At 32.0% G+C, this 26,564-nt stretch carries 22 protein-coding genes; 13 read left to right on the plus strand and 9 right to left on the minus strand.

Features of this window, described 5'->3' with window-relative positions:
• Positions 1-2: 2 nt before the first annotated feature.
• From Q0050_RS12920 to Q0050_RS12945, 5 genes are all read right to left on the minus strand, one after another.
• Positions 3-2,696 carry an ATP-binding protein gene (locus Q0050_RS12920; RefSeq protein ID WP_298396538.1) on the minus strand — a complete coding sequence of 898 codons (2,694 nt, stop codon included), beginning with the start codon at positions 2,694-2,696 and terminating at the stop codon, positions 3-5.
• Between the two features lie 355 nt (positions 2,697-3,051).
• Complete coding sequence (locus Q0050_RS12930) at positions 3,052-3,267, minus strand: DUF6814 family protein (RefSeq protein WP_298396543.1); 216 nt, start codon at positions 3,265-3,267, stop codon at positions 3,052-3,054.
• Positions 3,268-3,278: 11 nt separating this feature from the next.
• Positions 3,279-4,817, minus strand: coding sequence for an MFS transporter (locus Q0050_RS12935; protein ID WP_298396546.1), 1,539 nt, complete (start codon positions 4,815-4,817; stop codon positions 3,279-3,281).
• A gap of 26 nt (positions 4,818-4,843) precedes the next feature.
• Positions 4,844-6,220, minus strand: coding sequence for a porin (locus Q0050_RS12940; RefSeq protein WP_298396549.1), 1,377 nt, complete (start codon positions 6,218-6,220; stop codon positions 4,844-4,846).
• A 97-nt stretch (positions 6,221-6,317) separates the two neighbouring features.
• Positions 6,318-6,737: a helix-turn-helix domain-containing protein gene (locus Q0050_RS12945; RefSeq protein WP_298396552.1), complete on the minus strand. Its 420-nt coding sequence runs from the start codon at positions 6,735-6,737 to the stop codon at positions 6,318-6,320.
• 258 nt (positions 6,738-6,995) lie between these two features.
• On the opposite strand from Q0050_RS12945, the gene Q0050_RS12950 reads away from it, so the two are divergent.
• The 12 genes from Q0050_RS12950 to Q0050_RS13005 all read left to right on the plus strand — a co-directional run bounded on the left by Q0050_RS12950 (position 6,996) and on the right by Q0050_RS13005 (position 19,693).
• Positions 6,996-7,595, plus strand: a complete 600-nt coding sequence (locus Q0050_RS12950; RefSeq protein ID WP_298396555.1) for a flavin reductase family protein — start codon at positions 6,996-6,998, stop codon at positions 7,593-7,595.
• Positions 7,596-7,644: 49 nt separating this feature from the next.
• The gene (locus Q0050_RS12955; RefSeq protein ID WP_298396558.1) at positions 7,645-9,945 is read left to right on the plus strand and encodes an FAD-dependent monooxygenase; all 2,301 of its coding nucleotides are present in this window, start codon (positions 7,645-7,647) and stop codon (positions 9,943-9,945) included.
• A 75-nt stretch (positions 9,946-10,020) separates the two neighbouring features.
• Complete coding sequence (locus Q0050_RS12960; RefSeq protein WP_298396561.1) at positions 10,021-11,613, plus strand: AMP-binding protein; 1,593 nt, start codon at positions 10,021-10,023, stop codon at positions 11,611-11,613.
• Positions 11,614-11,650: 37 nt separating this feature from the next.
• Positions 11,651-13,231, plus strand: coding sequence for an FMN-binding glutamate synthase family protein (locus Q0050_RS12965; RefSeq protein ID WP_298396564.1), 1,581 nt, complete (start codon positions 11,651-11,653; stop codon positions 13,229-13,231).
• Between the two features lie 45 nt (positions 13,232-13,276).
• Positions 13,277-13,702 carry a thioesterase family protein gene (locus Q0050_RS12970; protein WP_298396567.1) on the plus strand — a complete coding sequence of 142 codons (426 nt, stop codon included), beginning with the start codon at positions 13,277-13,279 and terminating at the stop codon, positions 13,700-13,702.
• A gap of 103 nt (positions 13,703-13,805) precedes the next feature.
• Positions 13,806-14,786 carry a carbon-nitrogen hydrolase family protein gene (locus tag Q0050_RS12975; protein WP_298396569.1) on the plus strand — a complete coding sequence of 327 codons (981 nt, stop codon included), beginning with the start codon at positions 13,806-13,808 and terminating at the stop codon, positions 14,784-14,786.
• A gap of 4 nt (positions 14,787-14,790) precedes the next feature.
• Complete coding sequence (locus tag Q0050_RS12980; protein WP_298396571.1) at positions 14,791-15,360, plus strand: hypothetical protein; 570 nt, start codon at positions 14,791-14,793, stop codon at positions 15,358-15,360.
• A 12-nt stretch (positions 15,361-15,372) separates the two neighbouring features.
• Positions 15,373-16,479 carry a cupin domain-containing protein gene (locus Q0050_RS12985; protein WP_298396574.1) on the plus strand — a complete coding sequence of 369 codons (1,107 nt, stop codon included), beginning with the start codon at positions 15,373-15,375 and terminating at the stop codon, positions 16,477-16,479.
• Between the two features lie 62 nt (positions 16,480-16,541).
• On the plus strand, positions 16,542-17,726 hold the full coding sequence (locus tag Q0050_RS12990; RefSeq protein ID WP_298396577.1) for a retropepsin-like aspartic protease: 1,185 nt from the start codon (positions 16,542-16,544) through the stop codon (positions 17,724-17,726).
• On the plus strand, positions 17,726-18,634 hold the full coding sequence (locus Q0050_RS12995) for a fumarylacetoacetate hydrolase family protein (RefSeq protein ID WP_298396580.1): 909 nt from the start codon (positions 17,726-17,728) through the stop codon (positions 18,632-18,634). Before Q0050_RS12990 ends, Q0050_RS12995 begins: the two co-directional genes overlap by 1 nt.
• Before the next feature lie 80 nt (positions 18,635-18,714).
• On the plus strand, positions 18,715-19,461 hold the full coding sequence (locus Q0050_RS13000) for an Asp/Glu racemase (RefSeq protein ID WP_298396582.1): 747 nt from the start codon (positions 18,715-18,717) through the stop codon (positions 19,459-19,461).
• Positions 19,448-19,693 carry a 4a-hydroxytetrahydrobiopterin dehydratase gene (locus Q0050_RS13005; RefSeq protein ID WP_298396584.1) on the plus strand — a complete coding sequence of 82 codons (246 nt, stop codon included), beginning with the start codon at positions 19,448-19,450 and terminating at the stop codon, positions 19,691-19,693. Before Q0050_RS13000 ends, Q0050_RS13005 begins: the two co-directional genes overlap by 14 nt.
• Positions 19,694-19,857: 164 nt before the next feature.
• On the opposite strand, the gene Q0050_RS13010 is transcribed toward Q0050_RS13005, so the two are convergent.
• The 4 genes from Q0050_RS13010 to Q0050_RS13025 form a co-directional block, all read right to left on the minus strand.
• A complete protein-coding gene (locus Q0050_RS13010; RefSeq protein WP_298396587.1) occupies positions 19,858-20,148 on the minus strand; it encodes a putative quinol monooxygenase in 291 nt (96 codons plus the stop codon).
• A 194-nt stretch (positions 20,149-20,342) separates the two neighbouring features.
• A complete protein-coding gene (locus Q0050_RS13015) occupies positions 20,343-22,073 on the minus strand; it encodes a DUF885 domain-containing protein (RefSeq protein WP_298396589.1) in 1,731 nt (576 codons plus the stop codon).
• 72 nt (positions 22,074-22,145) lie between these two features.
• Positions 22,146-22,772: a matrixin family metalloprotease gene (locus Q0050_RS13020; RefSeq protein ID WP_298396592.1), complete on the minus strand. Its 627-nt coding sequence runs from the start codon at positions 22,770-22,772 to the stop codon at positions 22,146-22,148.
• A gap of 65 nt (positions 22,773-22,837) precedes the next feature.
• A complete protein-coding gene (locus Q0050_RS13025; protein ID WP_298396595.1) occupies positions 22,838-24,871 on the minus strand; it encodes a M13 family metallopeptidase in 2,034 nt (677 codons plus the stop codon).
• Positions 24,872-25,007: 136 nt separating this feature from the next.
• Between Q0050_RS13025 and Q0050_RS13030 the strand changes: the two genes are divergently transcribed.
• On the plus strand, positions 25,008-26,561 hold the full coding sequence (locus Q0050_RS13030; protein WP_298396599.1) for a bifunctional response regulator/alkaline phosphatase family protein: 1,554 nt from the start codon (positions 25,008-25,010) through the stop codon (positions 26,559-26,561).
• Positions 26,562-26,564 lie beyond the last annotated feature (3 nt).

Here is a 26,564-nt window from a genome sequence, read left to right on the forward strand (position 1 = left end):
GCTTAAATTTCTAAATTCTTATTTTTCGGTAGAGTAAAGACAATGCAAGCACCTTTTAAACTTGATTGTGCCCAAATTTCACCTTTGTGATGTTCTATAATTTGTTTGCAGATAGCTAATCCTAATCCGCTACCAACTGGTTTTTTTATGTTTTGATTAACTGACTGATAGAATTTATCAAATATAGCATCAAAATCATTTGGATTAATTCCTTTACCATTATCTTGTACGAAAGTATGAATAAAATTATCTTTTTCAATAATTTGAATAGTGATTAATCCTTCATTTTCTGGACAAAATTTGATAGCATTTGATAATAAATTAGTTACCACTTGCACAATTCTATCTTCATCATAAAAGGCATTGACTTTATCTTTACTTTCAATGTGAATCGTAATGTTTTTATTTCTAATAAGTTGTTGCAATGGCTCAATTGATTTTTCAACAGTTTGAACCAAATTATTTTTTGTAGAATGAATGGTTTGTTTTCCGGTTTCAAATTTTTCTAAATCTAAAATTTTGTCTATCAAACGATTTAATCTATCGGATTCTGAAATGATATTTTGAAGAAATTGTTTTTTTAATTCATCGGGAATTTCATCATCATCGTGTAAAATTTCACTCGCTGCTCGTATTGCGGTAATCGGTGTTCTAAGTTCGTGTGTAACGGTATCTAAAAATTCGTCTTTTTGTTTGTCTTTTAAAATTAATGACTCATTGGCATTTTGCAATTTTGCTGTGATTACCTTTAACTCATTTGAAGTTTCGGTCAGTTTTTTATTGATTATTATATTTTCTTTCGATTCTTCTAAAATTTTTAAGACTTCGGGTAATGTGATTTTTTCTTCTTTTACAACGCTTGAAATCAAAATTCTAGCAGAAGCTGTTCCGATGTGTCCTGTCAATAGATTTTCAGAAAATTTAATTAATCGTGCGTCGGCGAGTTCTATTTTTTTATCCACATTATATTTTACATTAAAAATATTCATTGCTCGTTTGGTTCGTTCTTCGCCAAGAAAACGTATCAAAACTTTTTCAATATCATTACGATAAGCAGTTCCTTTCCAAATAAAAGCATCTTCGTGATTGGTAATGTATTTATTGATATCAACAAACATTTCGGCATAATTTCGTTCGCGATAATTTCCTTTGAAACTAACAGAAACTGCAAAATAAGTCACCGAATTAAACAACAAGCTCCAAAATAATGCATGTGGAACTGGTTGCAAATAATCTAATCCGAAAAGTTGAAAAGGCTTTAGCAAACTAATTCCGTAAAGACCTTCAGAAATAAAAGTACTATCGCTATTAGTAATTCCTATAGAATATGGAATAAGTAAGGTATAGATACAAATTGCAAATCCTACTAAAATGCTATAAACTGCACCAAGTCGCGAACCTCTTCTCCAAAATAAGGCTCCAAAAAAAGCTGGTGCCAATTGCGAAATGATAACAAAAGCAACCAATCCGATGGAAACTAAGTTGTAATCGAGTCCGAAGAATCTATAAATCAAATAAGACAAAATAATAAGTGAAAATATGCCAATTTTCCTGCTGTTTAAAATACTTTTATTACTAACGGCGTCTTCACTTTTAAGTTTACCTAATAGATTGTAAGGAATTAATATGTTGTTAGTTATCATAGTCGATAATCCGATTGAAGAAACAATAATCATTGAAATTGCCGCGGAAAATCCACCTAGAAAAACCATTACTGTCAAGGTTTTTTCGTCAAATAATTGTGGTATTAATAAAGAATAGGTATCTGAATTTACATTTTTTCCATCATACAAAATATTTCCGCCCCAAGCGATTGGGTAGACAAAAATATTGAATAATAAAAGGTATAAAGGAAACAGCCAAACTGCAGTATTGATATGGTTTTCGCGATTATTTTCAATTACTGAAACCTGAAATTGCCTTGGTAAAAGAAAAATAGCAAACATTGAAAGTACGCAAAGTAAAAACCAATTAATAGCTTGAGGTAATCCTCCAATAGTATTTCGTTCTTTAAAATGTTCTAATAAACTTGCTTTTTGATAAATATCGTCAAAACCATCGAAGACAAAAAAGGTTACATAAACGCCGATTATTACAAAGAAAACAAGTTTTAAAACACTTTCCATAGCAACAGCAGTTACAATTCCTTTTCTTTTTTCAGAAGCATCTAAATATCGAGTTCCGTAATAAGAGGCAAAAAGCGCTAAGGCGATGGCTACAAAAGTTGTTGTATCATCAAAAATATAAGATCGAATTTTAGTTTTTGTAACTACGTGAAAAGTTTCAGCGATAGCTTTAAGTTGTAAAGCGATGTAAGGAATAATTCCAGTGAGGCAAATTACGGTTACAATTGCGCCAAGAAAACGGCTATTTCCGTATCGAAGTGAAATAAAATCAGCAATACTAGATATTTTGTTGACACGTGAAATTCGGATAATCTTTCTCAGAATTAAAATCCACGATGGCGCAATAATAATTGGTCCGAGATAAATTGGTAAATAACTCAAACCGCTATCAGCTGCTACTCCAATACTGCCATAATAAGTCCAAGCCGTGCAATAAACAGCCAACGACAAAGTGTATACATACGGATTATTTGTCCATTTGCTATTTCCTTTTTTTTCAGCCCAATGAGCAATATAAAAAAGAACTGCTAAATAGCCTAAGAGTATTAGTAAAAGTCCTGCACTATTCATTATATCTCTTTACTATTATTAGTGAAACTAAAATTGAAAACAACCAAATTGAAAAAAAATAGACATAGATCACAGGAAAGCCTAGAAAATTTTGAGAAGAATCAAAAAGTAAAGCAATAGGAAGATTTAATCCAATTAATAAAAGGATTGAAACAATAACCAATTTTTGTTGATGTCTTTTTTTCATTGTATTTGCCACAAAGGCACCAAGTCACAAAGTTTTTATATGTAAATGAATATCTTACGAAAATACACAAACTTTTAAACTTTTTAAACTTTTAATCTCATAAACTTCGTAAAATGCTCAAAAGCCCTTAAGTTAATAAGAGCTTTTTGAGACTAACCAAATTATTATTTATTCATCGTATTCATTAGTGATTGCATAATAACCAAATATGGATAAACCAGTTACAATCATTGGTAATAAAATAAAGAATATAATAATTCCAAATACCAAATCATCTTGTTTTCCCGAGGTTAATTTTCCTCCAAAAATCTCAATTGAATAGTATGCTACTGCAATGGCAAGTGCTATCCAAACTATTCCTAAATATTTTTTTATTGCGTTCATAGTACTATTTTTTAGTCGTGAAGAGTATTAATTTTTCGGTCAATATAGATCATTCCAATTACGAAACAAACTGCGGCAATACCAATTGGATACCATAATCCTTCGAGATAGAATTCGACATCACCAGCTTCTTTAGATTGTGATACAAAATAGGTTGAAATAGCCGGTAGTAATCCACCAAAAATTCCATTTCCAACGTGATATGGCAATGACATTGAAGTATATCTAATTTTTACTGGGAACATTTCTACAAGAAATGCGGCAATCGGACCGTAAACCATCGTTACAAAAATCACTTGAATAAAAACCATAAAAATTAAAAACCATCGGTCGCTGTTGTTAATCATTTTGGTAACTTTAGTTTCAATTTTGTCTTTTCCTTTATCATCTACCATCACTTTTCCAGCATCAAAATGAATGGTTTTGATTTCTTCTACAGTCGTTCCGTCAGTATAAGCTTTGGTTGTTGTATAAATCGAATCCATTTTTGTAGCATCAACTTCTTTTATCGATGGCACTACTTTAGTTTGAGCAACGATTTCAGATTTCTTTGTTAAATCAGTTGTATTATACATTGCTCTGTATATCGGTCGGTATAATAGTATTGCTAAAAGCATACCAGCCATCATAATTGATTTTCTTCCCACTTTATCGCTCAACCATCCAAAAACCACGAAAAACGGCGTTCCTAAAATCAAAGCAATTCCTAAAAGCATATCAACTTGAGAAGAATCTATACTTTGAACCGTTTTTAAAAAGTTCATAGCATAAAATTGGCCTGTGTACCAAACCACACCTTGTCCCATTGTTGCTCCAAATAAAGCTAAAAGAACAAATTTTAAATTGTATTTATTTCCGAAACTTTCTTTTAAAGGGTTTGTTGAAGTTTTACCTTCAGCTTTGGTTTTTGCAAATGCTGGCGATTCGTGCATGTTTTTACGAATCAAATACGAAACAAAAACCATTAAGATTGATACCCAAAATGGTACTCTCCAACCCCATTCATCAAATGCTTCTTTTGATAAAGATGCTTTCGTAATTAAAATAACCATTAAAGAAATAAATAATCCAACTGTTGCAGTGGTTTGAATCCAAGACGTCCAATAGCCTTTTTCTCCAGCCGGAGCGTGTTCTGCTACATAAGTTGCTGCTCCACCATATTCTCCTCCAAGGGCTAAACCTTGCAGCAAACGTAGAATTAAAACTAATATCGGTGCAGCAAAGCCTATAGTTTCATAACTTGGGATACATCCAATTACAAAAGTGGCTCCACCCATTAACATCAAGGTTACCATAAAAGTATATTTTCTTCCAATTAAGTCACCTAATCTACCGAAGAAAAGTGCACCAAATGGTCTAACTACAAATCCCGCCGCGAAAGTTGCAAGTGTCGATAAGAATGCCGCTGTAGGATTATCAGTCGGAAAGAACTTAGTTGATAAAACTACGGCTAAACTACCAAAAATGTAGAAGTCATACCATTCAATCATTGTTCCCATTGAGGAAGCGGAAATAACTTTCCAAATTCCTGTTGTCTTTTTGTCGCTCATATTTTATAAATTTTTAATTGGTTTGGTTATAAGTAAATTTGTAATTGTAATAAAAATTCTCCTTTGTAAGATTCAATATTATCTTTTGCAATATAAATTGGTCTGTTAGAATATTGAGCTGTTATTTTAGCATGATGTCCATCTAAAAATAAGTTAGTTCCGAAATCAAATTGATTACTAGCTTTATCTAAGGCATCAAAATTTTTGTAAGTATAAGCCGCAAATGGTTGTACTCTTACTTTCGGTTTTTCTGCTTTATTTGGTAATAAAAATCCTGCTTGTGTGTACCAAATATTACCAGTTCCGATCATTGGTTGAAGATTTCCTGCACCAGCTAAAGCTTTGTTTCCAGTAAAACCAGTATCGGCAACACCTTCGTTCATAATTCCAATATTTCTTAAATAATTTGGACCAAAATCATAATCGTAAAATACACTATAAGCAGTGATGGCCATTTTTTTCTTTTTATCACCAACAGGCATATCCACAAAAATATCTCCAGCAAAAAGATTAATTGGATGCTTTTCTGAAATTCCATTGACTGATGTTTTGGTTGCGCTTGGTGTAGTATAAAATCCTACTCCAATGTTTAACATTTTCTTCGTACCAAGATAAGAGCCAACTTTAAAAGGTAAAAAGTTAGATTCTTTGTCAAAAATTTGATATTCAACATATCCAGCTTTCGACCATTTTGAATTATTATTGTTGTCTACTGCAACAGCATTTTCTGGTAATGTTGCATTAACTACTGCTTGGTTAGTCGCAAAAGGCTTGTTTATACTGAAACGGTATTCAAATTTATTGTATTTTCCTTTTGCAAAAACTCCTATTTGTCTTGCAAACTGATCAGAATTTTCAATTAATGCCCAGTTAAAAATTGGTGCATCGATGGTCATGTAGTTCAATGTAGACGACATCGTCATTCTAGATAATCCCATATAGTAATGAAGTCCTGCACCCATTGATAAACTAAATGGTTTAGATTCTTTTGGTAAAACAACAGCATATTCATTCCAAGCATCATGAAAGAATATTCCTGGTTTTTTTCCGGCTCCATATCCACCAGTTCCAGCAGAACCAGAAGCACCACCATTAATAAAAGTTTGATTGTTTATACCAATGTGCGTTACAATCATGTAACGAGGTGATATTTGAGCATAAGCCAAAAGACGAAGTCGTCTTAATCCAATATCTTCTTGATTTGTAATTCCTTCTTCACCAATCATTGTTCCAGGATTCATTTGAGAGGAACGCAACCAAATTTGATTCCACGCAATAAAACGCATGTATTTGGTTCCTTCAGGATTGATGTTAAACTTTAGTCCACCGCCATAATCGGGTGAACCTTGTCCGAATGATAATGCAGCAATTAAAAGTGCTGTCGTTAATAAGGTTTTTTTCATTTTGTAAAATTTGGTTGTTAATTGTTTTTTGCTTGACCAAATTCTAAAATTTTGTTAATGAAAAAAATTATGATATATATTTATGTAAAGTGTATAGTTAATCCTTGAAGCGCTCCCATTTAATAAGCATAAATTTGTCGCCAAGTTCTGTTATAATCATTCCTGCACCTTTTAATTGGTCTTTGTTTTTTAAAAATTCTACCAATTCTAAGTGATTATATATCTTGTAAGTAGGATGATAGTCGGTATGATTAGGTTTTGTTACTTTATATTCTTTCACCCAATTACTTATTGTAACGTGCGAAACTCCTATAATTCGCTCGATTTCTCGATAACTTAAGCCTTCCAGATACAATTGCAAAGCTTTGGTTACGTAGTAACTATCTATCTTTTTTCCGAGTTTATTGACCGTAAAATAGTAATTACATTTTTTACATAAATACCGTTGCCTGTCTTTGATGACACCACTTTTTACAATGGTATCGCTTTGGCACTTCGGGCACGCTAAAATCTCCATATATATAAATTTTGCATAAATATATTAAATTAGCAATTATACAAAAACATTTTTGCTATTTTTTTTACTATAAAATTATAGACTGTGCAATTTTACTAGAAAAAAATTACATTTATAACAATTTTTAGCTAATAACAAACTTTCTTACATTTTATTTGGTTTAAAAGTTACTAATAGTATTTAGTTGATAATTTTTGGCTACAGCTTTTAAAATATTCCTAATAATTTCATTTAATTTGTAGAAACAATATAACAAAAATGCAATTTGATCCTAATAATTTAGATTCTTCCTCATTATACAAGCTTATTACGGGTTCCATTATTCCAAGGCCAATTGCGTGGATAGCAACAATTGATAGCAATGGAATCAATAACCTTGCTCCTTTCTCATATTTCAATATTGTTGGTGAAAAGCACATTATGTTTTCGACAGCCAAAAATAAAGATCAAAATAAAGATACACTTAGTAATATACTATCCAATGGAGAATTTGTTCTAAATATGGTAACCGAAGAGTTAGCTGAAGCAATGAATACTACAGCAGCTGAATTGCCTTCCGATGAAGATGAGTTTGTTTATGCAAAAGTTACTCCAATTGACAGTGAATTGATTAAACCCAAACGAGTTAAAGAATCTAAAATTTCATTTGAATGTAAAATGATTCACACTTACACAATGCCACATCCAGAAAACAATGGAGCTACAATGATTGTTGGTGAAATAGTTATGATGCATTTTGATAATAGGGTACTATTAGATAATTACAAAATTAATATGGAAAATTACAAACCGGTTTCAAGATTAGCTGGTTCAAATTACAGTAAAATAGGAGAAATTTTTTCTATTAAAAGAATTTAATTAAATAATATAAATATCTTAAAAAGATACTTTAACAAGTTCGGTATAAATGAAAATAACAATAATTGGTGGTGGTCCAGGCGGACTTTACTTTTCTATCCTTACAAAAAAAGCAATGCCTCATTGCCAAATTGATGTGTACGAACGCAATAAACCTGAAGACAGCTTTGGTTTTGGTGTTGTATTTTCAGATGAAACTTTGGGTGAATTTCTTAAACGTGATATGAAATCTTATGAATTAATAAGAAGTCAATTCGCCTATTGGGACGACATTATCATCGCGCGCGACGGCGAATCTGTTGCCATTGCCGGAAATGGTTTTTGCGGTTGTTCTCGTAAAACATTACTTAAATTATTACATCAACGATGCGTTGAAGAAGGTGTGAATTTGCATTTCGAACAAAATGTAGACGATTTAAATCAATTCAGTGATTCTGATATTATTGTAGCTTGTGATGGAATTGGAAGTCAAATACGAACTAAGTTTGCATCAGAATTTGGCACCAAAATCGAATTAAAGCAAAATCGATTTGTGTGGCTAGGATCAACAAAACCATTAGATGCCTTTACCTATTTTTTCAGAAATACCGAACACGGTTTAATAGTTGCGCATTCCTACCAATATGAAGATGGAATGAGTACGTGGATATTTGAATGTTCTGATGAAACTTGGCAAAAACTCGAATTTGAAGTTACTAACGAAGAAGATACAATTACAAAAATCGCTGAAATTTTTAAAGAAGAATTAGATGGTCATCCACTAATTTCTAACAAATCACATTGGCGTCAATTTCCACACGTGACTAACAAAAATTGGTATCACAATAACATTGTTTTGTTAGGCGATGCTAAAGCTACAGCACATTATTCAATTGGTTCAGGAACAAAATTGGCAATGGATTCTGCCATTGGTTTGTCAGATGCCATAATTGCCAATCCTACCAATGTTCAAGCTGCTTTTGAACAATATGACAAATCACGAAGAACTACTGTCGAAATGATTCAGTACGCGGCATTAGTATCGTTAGATTGGTTTGAAAATATGAACCGACACAACCAACATTCGTTCCAGCAATTTGCTTTCGGATGTATGACACGCTCCAAAAAAGTAACTTATGAAAACTTACGTTTGCGTGATAAATCATTTACAGACAAAGTTTTACAAGAGTTTAATCAAAACCTACAACCTACAACCCAAAACCTACAACCTATTCCTGCTGCATTTTCAAAATTCAAGTTAAGAGAATTAGAATTACAAAATCGAATTGTAATGTCGTCAATGGGACAATATTCTGCAGAAAACGGATTGGTTAACGATTGGCATTTTCAACATTATACCTCACGAGCAATTGGCGGATTGGGATTGATTTTGACTGAAATGACCGCTATTTTAGAAACTGGACGCATTACTTTAGGTTGCACAGGTATTTACAATGAAAATCAAATAGTTGAATGGAAAAGAATAAATGAATTTATTCATAAAAATACACAATGCAAAATCGGAATTCAATTAGGTCATTCGGGTAGAAAAGGTTGTTCGAAAATTCCTTGGGAAGAAACTTTTTCTGGAGAAAATTGGGAATTACTTTCAGCATCAGCAATTCCATTTAATGAAGGTGGAATTGTTCCAAAAGAAATGACTTTGGTCGATATGGATTTGGTTGTTTCACAATTCGTTCAAGCTACAATAAATGCCGATAAAGCCGGATTTGATATGATCGAATTACAAGCGCATCACGGATTTTTACTAGCATCATTTTTATCGCCATTAACCAATAATAGGAACGATGAATTTGGTGGCTCGATTGAAAACCGATTAAAATTCCCATTAAGAGTTTTCAACGAAATGCGAGCTGCCTTCCCAAAAGAAAAACCAATGTCAGTTAGAATTTCTGCAACTGATTGGGCAGAAAACGGAATTTCGGAAGAAGATGTAATTGCAATTGCAACCGCATTTAAAAAAGCTGGTGCCGATATTATCAATGTTTCAACAGGTAATACTGTCGCTAACCAAAAACCAATTACAGGAAGAATGTGGCAAACTCCATTTTCAGATACAGTAAGAAATACGGTACATATTCCGACAATAACCGCTGGAACAATTCAAGATATAGATCAAATTAATACAATTATTTTGAATGGAAGAGCTGATCTAGTAGCGTTAGGAAAGCCTTTATTGTTAGATGCAAATTTTGCTAGAAATGCTCAGGCATACGAACAGTTTCAGCCAGATGATATTCCGAATCAATACAAAATGGGAATTTCACATTTATATCCATTTAAAGCTTCTGAAAGAAAACAAGCTGATGGAATGAAAAAAGCTTTAAAACCGAAGAGTAATAAATTATAAATTACAAAAATCTAATCCCAAATTCCAATACAACTAAAAATTGGAATTTGGATTTTTTAAAATTGGAATTTTCAAATGAAACACTACGAAGATAATTTTGCACACCTAAATCTACCAAGTTTAGACTTAAAACCTAATTATGTTTTTACTGATTTACCACAATTTCAACATCCTGAAATGCTGAATTGTGTGGAAAAATTATTGGATAATCACATTAAAGATGGTCGTGGCAATACTATTTGCATCAGAACATTTGAAGAAACTTGGACTTATCAAGATTTATATGAAAAAGCCAATCAAATTGCACACGTTTTAGTTGATGATTTAGGTTTGAAATCAGGTAATCGAGTGCTAATTCGTTCTGCTAATAATCCAATGATGGTGGCTTGTTGGTTTGCTATATTAAAAGCTGGCGGAATTGTTGTTGCAACAATGCCTTTACTTCGTTCCAAAGAATTAACTACCATTATTAATTGTGCTGAAATTTCATATGCTTTTTGCGACAAAGAATTAGAAGAAGAAATCCATTTGATACAATCAAATTTTTTAAAGAAAACTTGTTTCTATGGTAATTCAGAGTTAGAAAAATTGATGGATTCTAAACCCAAAGCATTTGATAATTATCATTCCAAATCAGATGCTGTTGCCTTAATCGGATTTACATCAGGAACCACAGGTTTACCCAAAATGACAGCTCATTTTCATAAAGACATTTTGAATATTTGCGAATGTTTTCCAAAATATTCTCTACAACCAACTCAAAATGATGTTTTTACAGGAAGTCCACCACTCGGATTTACCTTCGGATTAGGCGGATTGGTTTTGTTTCCAATGTATTTTGGCGCTTCTACATTTTTGATTGAAAAACCAAGTCCGGACTTATTATTAAAAGCTATTCAAGACTATAAAATCACTATTTGTTTTACAGCACCAACTGCATGGAGAATCATCACAACTAAAGTTAAAGATTTTGATATTTCCAGCTTGCGCAAATGCGTCTCTGCTGGTGAAACTTTACCCTTAAAGGTTTGGCAAGATTGGTATGATGCTACAGGATTAAAGATTATTGACGGAATTGGAGCTACTGAAATGCTACATATTTTTATTTCATCAAATGAAGAAAATATGAAACCTGGCGCAACAGGAAAAGCAATTACAGGTTATGAAGCTAAAATAATTGATACTAAAGGAAACGAATTGCCAAGAAATGAAGCTGGAAGATTGGCCATACGAGGAATTACGGGTTGTAAATATTTGAATAGAAACGACAAACAAAAAGAATATGTTGAAAGCGGTTGGAATATTACAGGTGATATTTTCCGTCAAGATGAAGAAGGCTATTTCTGGTTTGTAGCTCGTGGCGATGATATGATCATTTCTTCTGGCTATAATATTGCCGCAATTGAAGTAGAATCCGTACTTTTAACCCACGATGATATTTTGGAATGTGCTGTGGTAGGAATGCCTGATGAAGACCGAGGAATGTTAGTTTGTGCCCATATCGTTTTAAAAGATTGTACTAAAGCTACAGACGAAATGAAAAGTCATATTCAACATTGGTTCAAGGAAGTAGCTGCACCATATAAATATCCGAGAGTTATAAATTTTATAGAAAATTTACCAAAAACAGAAACAGGCAAAATCCAACGATTTAAGTTGAAAAATTAATAAAAGTGATTAGTAAATAGTCCATAATTATAATACAATGAGAAAAGCGTTCCTAATAATAAGCATCACCATTCTTTCCTTAACTGGAATTCTAATTTATATCAATTGGAAATTCAGTTTTCTGTTATTGATATTTTTACCCTTGATTTTAATGGGATTTTATGATATGTTTCAATCCAAAAAAACCATTCGTAGAAATTTTCCTTTACTTGGTAGAATGCGTTATTTGCTTGAAAGTCTCGGCCCAGGTGTGCGCCAATATTTCATTGAAACCGATTTAGACGGAAAACCCTTCAACCGTTTGCAAAGAAGTATTGTCTACCAACGAAGCAAAAAAGAATCAGATTCTATGCCTTTTGGAACACAATTAGATGTTTACGAAGACGGTTACGAATGGATTAATCATAGTATTCGTGCCATTCCTTTTTCTAAAGTAAATGAAAATCCTAAAGTTCATATTGGTTCGTCTCAATGTACAAAACCTTATGATGCAAGTATGTTTAATATTAGTGCGATGAGTTTTGGTTCGTTAAGTAAAAATGCCGTTTTAGCACTGAACAATGGAGCAAAACAAGGCGGATTTTATCATAATACTGGCGAAGGCGGACTTTCTCCTTATCATCTTCAAGGTGGTGATGTCGTTTGGAATATCGGTACAGGTTATTTCAGTTGCCGCACCGATGAAGGAAAATTCAATTACGACGAATATGAAAAAAGAGCCACTTTAGACAATGTCAAAATGATTGAAATTAAGTTTTCGCAAGGAGCAAAACCTGGTCACGGTGGCATTTTACCTAAAGAAAAAGTTACCGATGAAATTGCAGCCATTCGTTTGGTTTCAAAAGGAAAAGATATATTGTCACCACCAACGCACTCTGCTTTTTCAACACCTTTAGAATTAATGGATTTTGTAAAATTATTACGAAAAGGTTCGGAAGGAAAACCAATCGGAATCAAAATTTGCATCGGAAATAAATCGGAGTTTTTATCGATTTGCAAAGCAATGGTCGAAACCAAAACTTATTTAGATTTCATCACTGTCGATGGTGGCGAAGGTGGAACTGGTGCAGCACCACAAGAATATTCCGATCACGTTGGAATGCCTTTGCGTGACGCAATTGCTTTTGTTTACGATTCATTAAACGGTTTCGGAATCAAAGATCAAATTAAAATTATTGCTTCTGGAAAAGTCATTACAGGATTTGATATTGTACGCACACTTTCATTAGGTGCCGATTTATGTAACTCAGCTCGCGGAATGATGTTTGCTTTGGGTTGCATTCAAGCGCTCGAATGTCACAACAACACTTGTCCTACTGGAGTTGCGACGCAAAATCCCGATTTAATGAAAGGATTAGTTCCTGAAGAAAAAAGCGTTCGTGTAGCACGTTTCCAACACGAAACCGTAAAATCTGCAATGGATTTAATGGCATCTGCAGGATTATCGCATCCTGATGAAGTAACTCGTGACGTAATCACAACAAGAATCGACCGTAACAAAGTAGAAACCTTTGCCGAAATATTTCCCGAATTAGAAACCGGTTGTTTGTTATTTGAAAGTACAGTTCCGAAAGAATTTTTGTATTTTTGGAGAAAAGCAAGTAGTGAGCAATTTTAATTTGTTCAACAATCAAAAATCGTTAATCTTCAATTGTTAAGCAATATGAGCCAACCTTTCATAAAACAAGAAAAAATCCGTTTCAAACACATTGACTACGCTGGAATAGTGTTCTATCCTCGTTTTCTTGAAATGCTTAATGATTTAGTAGAAGATTGGTTTGAAGAAGCCTTAGAACGACCTTTCTCCAAAATGCACGAAACTAACGGAATTCCAACAGTTGACTTGAAAGTACAATTCAAAAATGCTGCTCGAATTGGAGAAACTCTAACCAAAAAACTTTGGGTAAAGGAATTGAAAACGTCATCAATAATTTGCGGATTTCAATTTGGTAATCAAAACGAACAAACCGTTTTAGAAGGCGAAGTAACTTTGGTAAACGTAAAAATCCAAGAAGACAGACAAAGCATCAAAGCAGAACCTTTTAATGAGGAAATGAAAGAGAAAATAAAAAAATACGAACTTATATAAAGTAACACAGATCGAAGAAATTTGAAAAATTTTCACAGATAAAAATTTTAATAATTTCTTTAATTTCTTTAATTTCTTTAATCTGTGTTCTAAAAAATTAAATATGGACTTTATAAAATTCAAAGCTGCCGCAGTTCAAACATCACCAGTTTTTTTAAACGTAGAAAAAACAATTGATAAAGCTATATCTTTTATCAAAGAAGCCAGTCAAAACGGAGTACAATTAATTGCATTTCCAGAGGTTTTCATCGCTGGTTATCCTTATTGGAATTGGATTATGACACCAGTTCAAGGAAGCAAATGGTATGAAAAACTATACAAATGTTCTGTAAAAACAGATGATGAAACTATGCAACCGTTGTTTCAAGCTGCAAAAGACAACAATATACACATCGTAATAGGAATCAACGAACGTGGTGATAGTTATGGTGAAATTTATAACACCAACTTAATCATAGACAACAACGGAACATTAATTGGAAAACACCGAAAGTTAGTTCCAACTTGGGCAGAAAAATTAACTTGGACAAGCGGTGATGGTTCTTCTTTAAAAGTTTATAATACAGAAATTGGTCCTATTGGAACTTTAGCTTGTGGAGAAAACACAAATACTTTAGCACGTTTTACACTACTTTCACAAGGCGAACTAATTCACATTGCTAATTATATTTCACTTCCAGTTGCACCACCAGATTATGATATGGCAGAGGCAATTAAAATTCGTGCAGCAGCTCATTCATTTGAAGGAAAATTATTTACAATTGTCTCGTGTTCTACAATTTCACAAGAAATTAAAGACGCTTTGCGAGAAGACGTCCCCAATGTTGATGAACTTTTAACTAGAAAAAACTCTGCATTTTCCGGATTTATTGGTCCAAATGGTGCTGTAATTGGTGAACCTTTGATTGACGATGAAGGAATGGTTTACGCTGATATTGATCTTGAAAAATGCATTCAACCTAAACAAATGCACGACATTCTCGGACATTACAATAGATTTGATATTTTTGATTTAAGAGTAAATATTGCTCCAACTCGAAAAATTACGTTTATTAATAATCACGAGGAGTTTAATAAAAGATAGTATAATGAGTTTTTTCAAAAATATTTTTAGAAGTAATTCTAATGAAAAATTGAGAAATATAACTTCAAATCAAATTGAAGAAGATAGTTGGAAAGATTTGGTTTTTGATATTGTTGAAAGCAGCAAAATAGAAAATAATATTTGGACATTTGTTTGCAAAGCAAAGTATGAAAATTTGGTTGTTGGCTTTAGATTATTTATTATTGACAATATTGAACCTGGAATAAATAATGATAAAATTGATGAAACAAGGTTTGTTCAAGAAGGATTAGCAATTGTTGGAATTGGAGAAGAAAGTGATAATTTTATATATGCAATTTCTTCATTATATGGCATCCAAAGTATTCAAAAATTTACTAATCAAAAATTATTATACACAGTTTTTCCTTTAAATAATTATGTTGCGAAATTAGAAAAAGGTAAATTTAAATTTAAAGTTTTCTATGATGATTCAGATGAAATAAAATTATATTCTGAATTTTATATCAATATAGATTTAACTAATAAAATTCTTGAGTTAAATGAAAAAGATGAAGACTATCGAGAAAATATTTTAAAAGCATTTATGCAATAAAAAATTTATAAAATGGAAGATAAATTTTCAGACGATCAAATAGGTAGAGCAAGAGTTCAAGATACACCTGAATTAGAAGCTTATTACAAAGAATTAGAAACGCTTGGCGCAGGTGCTTTATGGACTGTTGCCAATGATATTGAACCTTGGGAACCAAGAAGTTCATCGGTTCCAATGCTTTGGAAATATGATGATTTACGCGAATTAGTTTTAAAATCATCTGAATTAGTTACACCAGAACAAGCAGGAAGACCCGTAGTTTATTTAGTTAATGATAAACGAAAAGACGTTTCCGCTGCTGTTGGTTGGTTGTACACAGGAATTCAAGTTACACGTCCGGGTGAAAGCACATCGGCTCATCGTCATCGTGCTTCTGCCCTACGCTTTATTATGGAAGGTGAAAAAGGATATACTGTTGTGGATGGCAATAAAATTATGCTCGAAGTCAATGATTTTGTGATTACTCCAAATTCAACTTGGCACGAACACGGCGTTGAAGAAGGCGGAAAAACGTGCATTTGGCAAGATGGTTTGGATATTCCACTAGTTAATGCATTAGAAGCTAACGATTATGCGGTTTACGATGGCAAACAAGAATTAATAAAACCATTAAATTATTCGCCAATAACTTACGGTTGTGCAGGATTGATTCCGGCTGATAAAACTTGGGATAAACCTTATTCTCCTTTATTCAAATATTCTTGGATAAATGTTTATCCAGCTTTATTAGAAGCTCAAAAAGTAAATGAAGTCAATGCGTTTGATGGAATTTTTATGCAATATTCCAATCCGTTAACTGGCGGACACGTGATGCAAACTATGGGTGCGGCGATGCAATTATTACCAGCAGGTTTCAAAGGAAAAGCACACAAACATACGGGTTCATTTGTATATCAATGTGCTAAAGGAAAAGGATTTTCCATAATCAACGGCAAAAGATTTGATTGGAAAGAACGAGATATTTTTTGTGTTCCAAGTTGGGCTTGGCATGAACACCACAATTTATCAAACACTGAAGAGGCTTGTTTGTTTAATTTCAATGATTTACCAGTAATTGAAAGTTTGGGATTATATCAATCAAGAGATTTGGAAGAAAATGATGGACATCAAGCAATTTAATAATTTGTCAATAATAAGTAATAATTTATCAAATAATATTTTTGAAAATTAAATAGGCAATAATGATTAAAACACTCAATTATATAATCTTAGTTTTTTTTATAGCAAATTCAGTAGCTTCACAAAAGATTAATCTTTCTCAAGGGAAAATAAATCAAAAAAGCTATTACGAAGAAGTAAATTTTGAACTTGTAATGCAAAAAATCATTATTCCTGTTACCATAAATAACAATGAATATAAGTTTTTATTAGACACTGGCGCACCAAATTTAATTTCAAATACAGTATATGAAGCTCTGAAAACTAGCGACAAACAAAATATTTTAATTCTAGATGCCAACAATAAATCGCAAGAAATGAGTTTGGTTGCTGTAAATTCTATAAAAATTAATGGTTTAAATTTTGAAAACACAGTTGCAGTTCTTTCTGATTTAAATAATCATCCTCTACTTAAATGTTTTAAAATCGATGGTTTTATCGGAAGTAACTTATTACAAAATTCAATTGTAAAAATTAGTTTAAAAAATAAAAAGATAATTCTAACCGACGACATTCGAAAATTAAAAACTAAAGCAAAACCAACTAAATTAAAATTGGTTCAAGAACAAAAATCTCCCTTTATTGAGCTAGAATTAGCGGGAAAGAATAATGTTATAGCAACTGAGTATGCCTTATTAGATACTGGAATGGATGGATTTTATGATATTTCAAATAGAGCCAATGCAGTTTTTCAAAAAGAAGAAATTTTAACGCAAATAGCTCAAAGCAGTGGTGTTTCAGGTATAGGTCTTTTTGGAGTTAATGACGAAAAGGAGCAACAACTTATGCAAGTTAATAAGATGAAAATTAATTCAACTTCTTTTGAAAATATTATTACAGAAACTACTGATGATGACAATTCCAGAATAGGATTAGACTTGTTGAAATACGGCGATATAATAATTGATTTTAAAAATAAAAAGTTCTATTTCGAGGCAGAAAATGATATTACTTTAAATGAAAAACCACCGGTAATAAGTACTTCATTTAAAGATAATAAAATTATTGTCGGTCATGTTTGGAATAAAGAATACCAAAAAGAAATTAATTTTGGAGACGAGATTATTCGGTTGAATAACTATAATTTTAAAGAAATGAATATTTGTGATATTATGTCAGCTAGACAAATTATAAAGTCAAATCCTTCATACGAAATGGAAATTTTAAGAAAAGACAACACTACCTTTATATTAAAAATCGAAAACTAATGAAACTACTTACCTACAAAACACAAGATACAGAACCAAGATTAGGCTTCTTACACAACAATCAAGTAATTGATATGGAAGATTTTGGAGAAATATCTAATTTTCCTTTGCCCGACAATATGTTGGATTTAATTGATATGGGATTTGAATTGGTCGAAGAACTTAACGATATGATTGCAGAAACAGAGCAATCGTTTTTCGATGAAATCTCTTATGAAATTGACGAAGTAACCTTCCTTGCTCCTATTGAAAAACCACGAAAGAACATTATCGGTATTGGTTTAAATTATACTGAACACGTTGCCGAAAGCGCAAGAACGTTAGATACTACCGGAAAACTACCTCAAAAACCGATTATATTTTCAAAACCTCCAACAACAGTAACGGCTACCAATACAGAAATCATAAAAAACACCAAACTAACCGAACAACTAGATTGGGAAGTTGAATTGGCAGTGGTTATTGGTAAAAAAGGAAAATACGTTCCAAAAGCTGAGGCAATGGATTATGTTTTTGGTTACACAGTAATCAATGATATTTCCGCTCGTGATTGCCGTCGTGAAGGACAATGGATTGTTTCAAAAGGACAAGACACTTTCGCACCAATGGGACCGATTTTGGTAACTAAAGATGAAATCGAAAATCCGCATAATTTAAATTTATCTTTAAAAGTAAATGGTGTTGAAAAGCAAAATTCAAATACAAAATTCTTGTTGTTTAATATTAATGATTTAATTGAAGATTTGAGTACCGTTTTCACTTTAGAACCAGGTGATATAATTGCAACAGGAACTCCAGCAGGTGTTGGCGCAGGAAGAAATCCTCAAGAATGGTTATATGATGGCGATGTTGTAGAAGCAACTGTTGAAGGAATTGGAACGATTGTGAATACAGTCAAAGAGATTTAAATTTAAGAATAAAGAGAAAAGAAAATAGACATTGCGAACTTTGCGAAAACCTTCGTGTCTTTGCGGTTAAATAAACATAAATGAAATACAGAATAGGACAAATAGTTCCATCATCAAACGTAACGATGGAAACCGAAATACCAGCAATCTTCCGTTCACGCGAAACTATTTTGCCTGAACGCTTTACATTTCATAGCAGTAGAATGCGAATGAAAAAAGTAACCAAAGAAGAATTGGAAGCTATGGATGCTATGAGTTTGAAATGCGCCCAAGAACTTTCAGACGCTCATGTTGATGTTATGGGTTATGCTTGTTTGGTAGCAATTATGAGTATGGGACGAGGTTATCATTGTGTTTCAGAAGTTAATTTGCATCAGGAAACTGTTGCTAACGACTTTCCTACTCCAATTATAACATCAGCTGGAGCTTTGATTAATGGTTTGAAAGTTTTAGGTGCTAAACAAATTTCAATCATAACACCTTACATGCGTCCATTAACGGATATGGTTGTTGATTACATTGAACATCAAGGAATAAAAGTTAAAGAAAGTATAGCTTTAGAAATTCCCGATAATTTGGAAGTTGCAGCTCAAAATCCGATGAACTTGCTAAAAATTTATAAACAATTGGATTTAACTGATGTTGATGTTTTAGTGGTTTCGGCTTGTGTGCAAATGCCATCACTCGAAGCTATTGATTTAATTCAAGCAGAATGTGGTATTCCTGTAACATCAGCTGCCGTTTGCACAACATATGAAATGATGAAAAAATTAGGAATCGAAGCTAAATCTGCCATTGGTGGCGCACTATTAAATGGAACATATTAATTGGGAAACCAAAAACGGAAAATTAGTAACTAATTTAAAGTTCAAATCACAAACTGAGTTGGTTGAACTCCTTTTGAAAATTGCGAAAGTTGCTGATGAAATGAATCATCATCCAGATTGTAAAATTCATAAAGCTTTTCAATTAGAAATTTCATTATTTACACACGATAAAAATGAAATTACGGATTTAGATTATCAATTAGCACAAAAAATAGATGTATTAATCAAATAAATAGATAGTATGAAAAACTTAATTGCATTCATCGCAGCATTTTTTGCCGCCAAGAAAACAAAATTTGGTTGCTTTGGAACCGTAATTGTTTTTATTGTAGTTTATTGGTTAGTGAAGAAAATTTTATAAAAAAAAGGAGTTCAAAATTGTTTGAACTCCTTTATTTAAGCAATCTTGTTAGTGAAAATAATTTGAGGTTTTTCGCCAAGTAATTCAGGTACATTGCTGAAAAAGTGTTTTACATATTCTTGTGAGTTATGTAAGTCAAAAATTGCTTTGTTTTGCCATACTTCATGTAAAATAAAAACATTTGAGTTTTCGACATCTTGATGTAAATCATATTGAATGCAACCTTCTTCTTTTCTAGATTTTTCAACTAATCCTTCTAGTAATGCATTTAGTTTGTCGGCTGTTTCTATTTTAGATTTTAATAGTACTGTAATATTTATTTTCATTGTTGGTTTTTATTTATTTAACTTGAACGATTTTGTGATTCTACAATTATTTCAATTGGACAGTTGTTTAGATCATTGTGTTCTATTCATTTTTAAAATTTAATTCAAATACCTTTATCTAACTAGACAGAGATAAATTGATGATCAAATTACTGAAATAACTCAAATAATCCACTAAATTAATAGAACGTGTTCTATTTTTTATCCAGCATCAATTCTTTGATATATTTTACAGGCGCACTGCCATAACTTAAAAACTTTTCGTGGAATTTCTTTAAATCAAATTGGTCGCCTTCATTCTTTTTTAAGGTTTCTCTAAAGTCATAAATCTCGGTGTAACCTGTAAAATAAGAACACAATTGCACTTGTGATAAAGTAGCTCTCTTCCATTTGCCATCAGCTTCAGCTTGTTGCTGAAAGGCTTCATTGGTTAACAAACTTATTGCTTCTTCTTTCGACATATTTTTGGTGTGAACGCTATAATCTAAAATCGTATTACAAGTAGTTCGTAAGTTCCATTTGTAATACATCAACCACATTTCGTCGGAGTTTTTGTAGCCACTTTCCAACATCATTCGTTCGGTATAAACGGCCCAACCTTCAACCATTGCGCCATTTCCTAGAATAGATTTGATAATACTTGGCGATTGATTGCTGTAAACTAATTGGGTGTAATGACCAGGAACGGCTTCGTGAATGTTTAAAATTTGTAATATATAATCGTTGTATTCTCGCAAATAACTTTCAGAACGTTCTGTGTCCCAACCTGACATACTTCCAACATTGTAATACGTATTAGCATTTTTGTCATATGGTCCAGGCGAAGAAATAGATGCGCCAGCAACACCAGCCATATAATCAGGTTCTTTTCTTACGACTAAAGGTTTTGATGGATCAATATACAGTAAGTTTTTAGCTTTTACATAAGCCGTAAGCTCTGGAATTTGCTTTTCGATTTCCGATTGAAATTTTTCTGGCGTTGTATGTTGCAATGATATTTTATCAATAACTTGACGAATAACTTGCAATTTATCTGATGGTTTCGGAGCTGAACCTAAATATTTTGACCATAATTTATCCGCTAAAACATACATTTTTTGATGTAAATCTTTCTTATGATTGATTGCTTTCTGATAAATTTCGTCGGCTGAATAACTTGATTGAATATCAAAATCAAATTTTTTAGCGTACAATTCTTTTCCTAATCGAAATGATCTTGGTGTTTTGTGCTCTAGTTTTTGCAACCAAGCAACGTAACTTTTAATAGCTTCAACTGATTTTTTAGCTTTTATTAAAATAGCCGATTTTTCTGTTTCAGTTAATTGGCTTTTATCTAATGATGCTTTTAAATCGGATTCAAATACTGAAATACCACCCAAATTTTGATCAATAGCCAATTGTGTATGCTCAATTGTTGGATTTTTAACATTCTTTTTTGCAGCTTCATAATAAGCCGGAATATTGTTCATTTTAGTTCCGAAATTTTTCAATCGAGTTTCTAAAGTGTCGTAATTTCCATTTAATATTTCTGCGAAAGCACCACATACATTATAATCAGAAGGATTCCAAGTATCAGATTTTAATTCGTTTATTGAAAAAATAGAACTTTCAGCATAATTCTTAATCATGTAAAAATCCGTTTTATTATTATCGGATAAATTTTCTACCGAAAAAGTTTCTAACGAATCTAAATTGGCTTTAGCAAAATCTACCAATTTCTTAGAATAATCAGCATTTGGAATAACCAAAACACTATCATATTTATGAAAACCTACACTAGAAGCCCAACCTGGATTCATTTTCCAAAGATGGTCTACAAAGGTTTTTTTATAATTTTCAAATTCTGAATCTGTATTAACGTGTTCTTCTTTTTTACAAGATGCCATCAGTAAAACAAGACTTAAAGCAACAATACTTTTTTTCATAAAAATAATTTAATATGCTAATATACGATTTTCAAGTATTATTTAAAACACATTTTAAATTATGAGCCTACTTTAAATTTTCAATTGTGTTTTGCATTTCTCACACAATTGCATTTTTTCGTTATCTATGGTACTAATTTTTTCTGAAGCACTGGTCATAACACAACTTTTGTTTAAACAATGAGATAAGCCCAAGTTGTGACCAAACTCGTGAATAGCAACTTTTTTAAGTCTTGTCAATTCAAGTTTTTTGTCTTTATTTTTTAGTCGAAATGACGAAATAATGGCGCTTTTTCCAGGACAATACGCTAATCCCATAACTCCAAAATCGTTGTATTTCCATTTGGGTTCTTTAATTTTTCCTTGCTTATTATGTTTAGTAATTGAAATGTCTTTGTCCGTTACTCCTAAAACGAAATCTAAACTATCAATTATAGTTCTGTTTTGAATTGCGATTAGGCTATCAGCTCTATATCTTGGTGATTTAATTGTGACATATGCTCGTTTGGGCAACTCAATTTCTGATAAAACAATTGTTTTAATTTTATAAAATTTGAATATTTCTTGAGCTATAACTTTAGCTTTTTCTTTCGGAAATCCATCATAAATTTGAATACCAACAACTTTATTGGCTGTAATTTTATCTGATTTTGAACAAGAAAAAAGCGTTACTAACAATAAGAAGATAACAAATTTCATTTTGAATTTTAAACAAAAAAAGACACAATAATTGTGCCTTTTCTTTTACTAATTTCTTTTAATTTTTACCAAATTACAACCCTTAAGGAATCAGGTTGATACATTGTGCTGCCTGGTTTTATATTAAATGCCTTATGAAACTCAGGAATATTGGCCAACGGACCATTAATTCGATATTTTGCTGGAGAATGCACATCGGTCATTACTTGTTGCGATAAATACTCTTTGGTTCCATTAACCATCCAAGCATAACCATAGGCTAAGAAATAACGTTGGTCAGGTGTTAAACCACTAATTTTTTCATTGGTTTTATATTGCTTTGTTTTCTTAAAAGCTTCATATCCCATAACTACTCCACCTAAATCTGCAATGTTTTCGCCTTGTGTAGCGTCGCCATTAACATTCTTATCGCCTACTTTGAATTTGCTATACTGCGCAACAATTAAAGCTGTTTTTTGTTTAAATTTCTTCAAATCTTCAGCAGTCCACCAATTGTTTAAATTTCCTTTATCGTCATATTGACTTCCTTGGTCATCGAAACCGTGTGTGATTTCGTGTCCAAAAGTTGAACCACCAATAATTCCGTATAAAATAGCATCATCTGGCATTCTTCCTTCATATCCGGGTACGATTATATTACACGCAGGTACGCAAATTTCATTATTGCTCGGATTGTAATAGGCATTATAGGTTTGTGGATACATTCCCCATTCAGTTCGATCAACTGGTTTACCATATTTATTTATCATATAATTGTAAGACCATTTGTTGACAGCCATAATGTTTTTTAGATACTCATTTCGTTCAATTGTTACCGAACTCAAATCTTTCCATTTATCAGGATAACCAACTTTCATAACAATTTTGCTCAATTTATCTAAAGCTTTTTTCTTAGTTGGTTCGCTCATCCAATCAAGATTTTTGATTCTAACAGCATAGACATCGCGAATGTTATTACCAATTTCAAGAAGTTTTTCTTTAGTTCCTTTTGGTAAATATTCATCAACATAAACTTGACCGATAAGCTCACCTAAAGCACCATCAGTTTGTTCAACAATGCGCTTCCATCGTGGTTTTTGTACTTTAATACCACTTAAGACTGTAGAATAAAATTTGAAATTTTGATCTTCAATTTCTTTGTTTAAATAAGACGCATAAGTATTAACTAAATCCCATTTTAGATAGGTTTTCCAATCGGCAATAGAATATGATTTTAGCATCCCATTAAAAGCTTTATAAAATTCTGGTTGACCAACAATTATTGTATCGGCTTTTGCAATTCCGAAGTCTTTCAATGAAGCATTCCAATCTATATTAGTTGTTATTGCATTCAATTGCGCCACGCTCATTTTATTATAATTCTTAATTGGATCACGTAGTACTTCTAACTTTCTTGACGCCTTAGCTAATTCCGTTTCAAGTTTCATAACTGAAGCCGCGTTTTTGATTGCAACATCGTTTTTTACACCAATTAATTGCATCATTTTTTCAATGTGCATTACGTATTCCTTTCGAATAGTTACTGTTTCTTCATCGGTGTTAAAATAATAATCTCTTTGTCCTAAACCTAAACCTCCTTGTTGCAAGAATATAGCATTTTTAGAGCTGTTTTTATCATCTTGTCCTACATAAAATCCGAATCCAGCACCAGAACCAATGGTATGTAAATGACCAATTTCTTTTAATAAACTTGGTACATCTTTTATTGCTTCAATCTTTGCTAACTCCTCTTTCAATGGCGTAATTCCTGCTTTATTAATTGCAACAGAATCCATTCCAGATGCATAAAAATCGCCTATTTTTTGTTTGTTACTACCTTTATCAGCACCAGCTTCGGCAGAGGTTTCACAAATAGATTTTATTTGATTGTTGATAGTATCTTGAATCATTCTGAAAATTCCGTTGCTTCTTTCAGAAGATGGAATTGGGTGTTTTTTAAACCATCCGCCATTAGCATAATTAAAAAAATCATCTGATGGATTAATTGTTGTATCTCTGTTAGTTAAAAGTGGATCAACAAAGGCTTTTTCTTTCTTATCGCAGCTTACAACTGCTAAAGAAACCAATGTAATAAGCGACAATCGTTTTAGTACTATCATAATATTTATTTTAAATTTCAAATTTAGTCAATTTTAGTATTCCATTTATCAAATTATTTATTACTAATTATTTTACAATAATTTTAATACATCTATCGTTCTATTAATAGTAAATTGCACCAAATTAATTACCATTATGGACAAAATAAAAATACTTTGGGTTGATGACGAGATTGACTTGTTGAAACCACACATACTTTTTTTAGAAAAGAAAAACTATGAAGTAACCACTTGTAATAATGGTCGAGACGCAGTCGATGTTTTTGCTGAAAACAATTTTGATGTTGTTTTTTTAGACGAAAATATGCCTGGTATGAGCGGATTGGATACGTTACAAGAGATTAAAGAAAAAAAATCTTCTACACCAGTAATTATGATTACTAAAAGTGAAGAAGAATATATTATGGAAGAAGCAATTGGTTCTAAAATAGCCGATTACTTGATTAAACCCGTAAATCCGAATCAGATATTATTGAGTTTGAAAAAGAATTTAGATCATTCAAGATTAATATCTGAAAAAACAACACTTGATTATCAAAAGGAATTTCGAAAAATTGCTTTAGAACTTTCAATGGTTAATTCCTATGAAGATTGGATTGAGTTGTATAAAAAACTAATTTTCTGGGAATTAGAATTAGAAAATATTGAGGACACCAATCTTATTGAAATTTTAGAGTCTCAAAAAGTAGAAGCTAATTCACAATTCGGAAAATTTATCGAACGAAATTATGAAGATTGGTTTGCTCCAAAAGCAGATAAACCTATTCAATCCCATACGTTATTTAGAGAATTAGTTGTTCCTGAATTAGTTAAAAAAGACAAGCCTGTACTTTTTATTGTTATTGATAATTTAAGATACGACCAATGGAAAGCAATGGAAAGTACGGTCAATAATTATTATAAATTAGAGAAAGAAGTACCTTATTATGCTATTCTTCCAACAGCAACGCAGTATGCTAGAAATGCTATTTTTTCAGGGTTAACACCTTTAGAAATGGAAAAACAATTTCCACAATATTGGAAAAATGATGTGGAAGAAGGCGGAAAAAATTTATTTGAAGCTGAGTTTTTAACAGCGCATTTAAAGCGATTAGGATTGAACATAAAACAAGATTATTTTAAAATCACAAATATTGCGGCCGGAAAAAAATTAGCAGATAATTTTCGTGCGCTTAAAGACAATAACTTAGTTACAGTCGTGTATAACTTTGTAGATATGTTATCTCACGCAAAAACTGAAATGGATGTTGTTAAAGAATTAGCATCCGATGATAAAGCCTATCGTTCGTTGACTTTGAGTTGGTTTAAAAATTCTCCGTTGTTAGATATTATTCAACAAGGTCAAAAGTTAGGATTCAAATTAATCATTACAACAGACCACGGAACGATTAACGTAAAAAATCCATCTAAAGTTATTGGTGATAAAAACACTAGTTTGAATTTAAGATACAAAACTGGAAGAAGTTTAACCTATGAAGACAAGGATGTTTATGCTGTAAAAGATCCGAAGATTATTGGTTTACCTGCTATAAATATGAGTAGTTCTTACATATTTGCAAAAAATGATAACTTTTTAGCCTACGTCAACAACTACAATCATTATGTAAGTTACTACAGAAATACTTATCAACACGGTGGAATTTCCTTAGAAGAAGTAATCGTACCGTTTTTAGTATTTAATCCGCGATAATTT

Origin of the sequence: Flavobacterium sp. (assembly GCF_027483985.1) — a bacterium.
In the GTDB taxonomy this organism is placed as follows: Bacteria; Bacteroidota; Bacteroidia; order Flavobacteriales; family Flavobacteriaceae; genus Flavobacterium.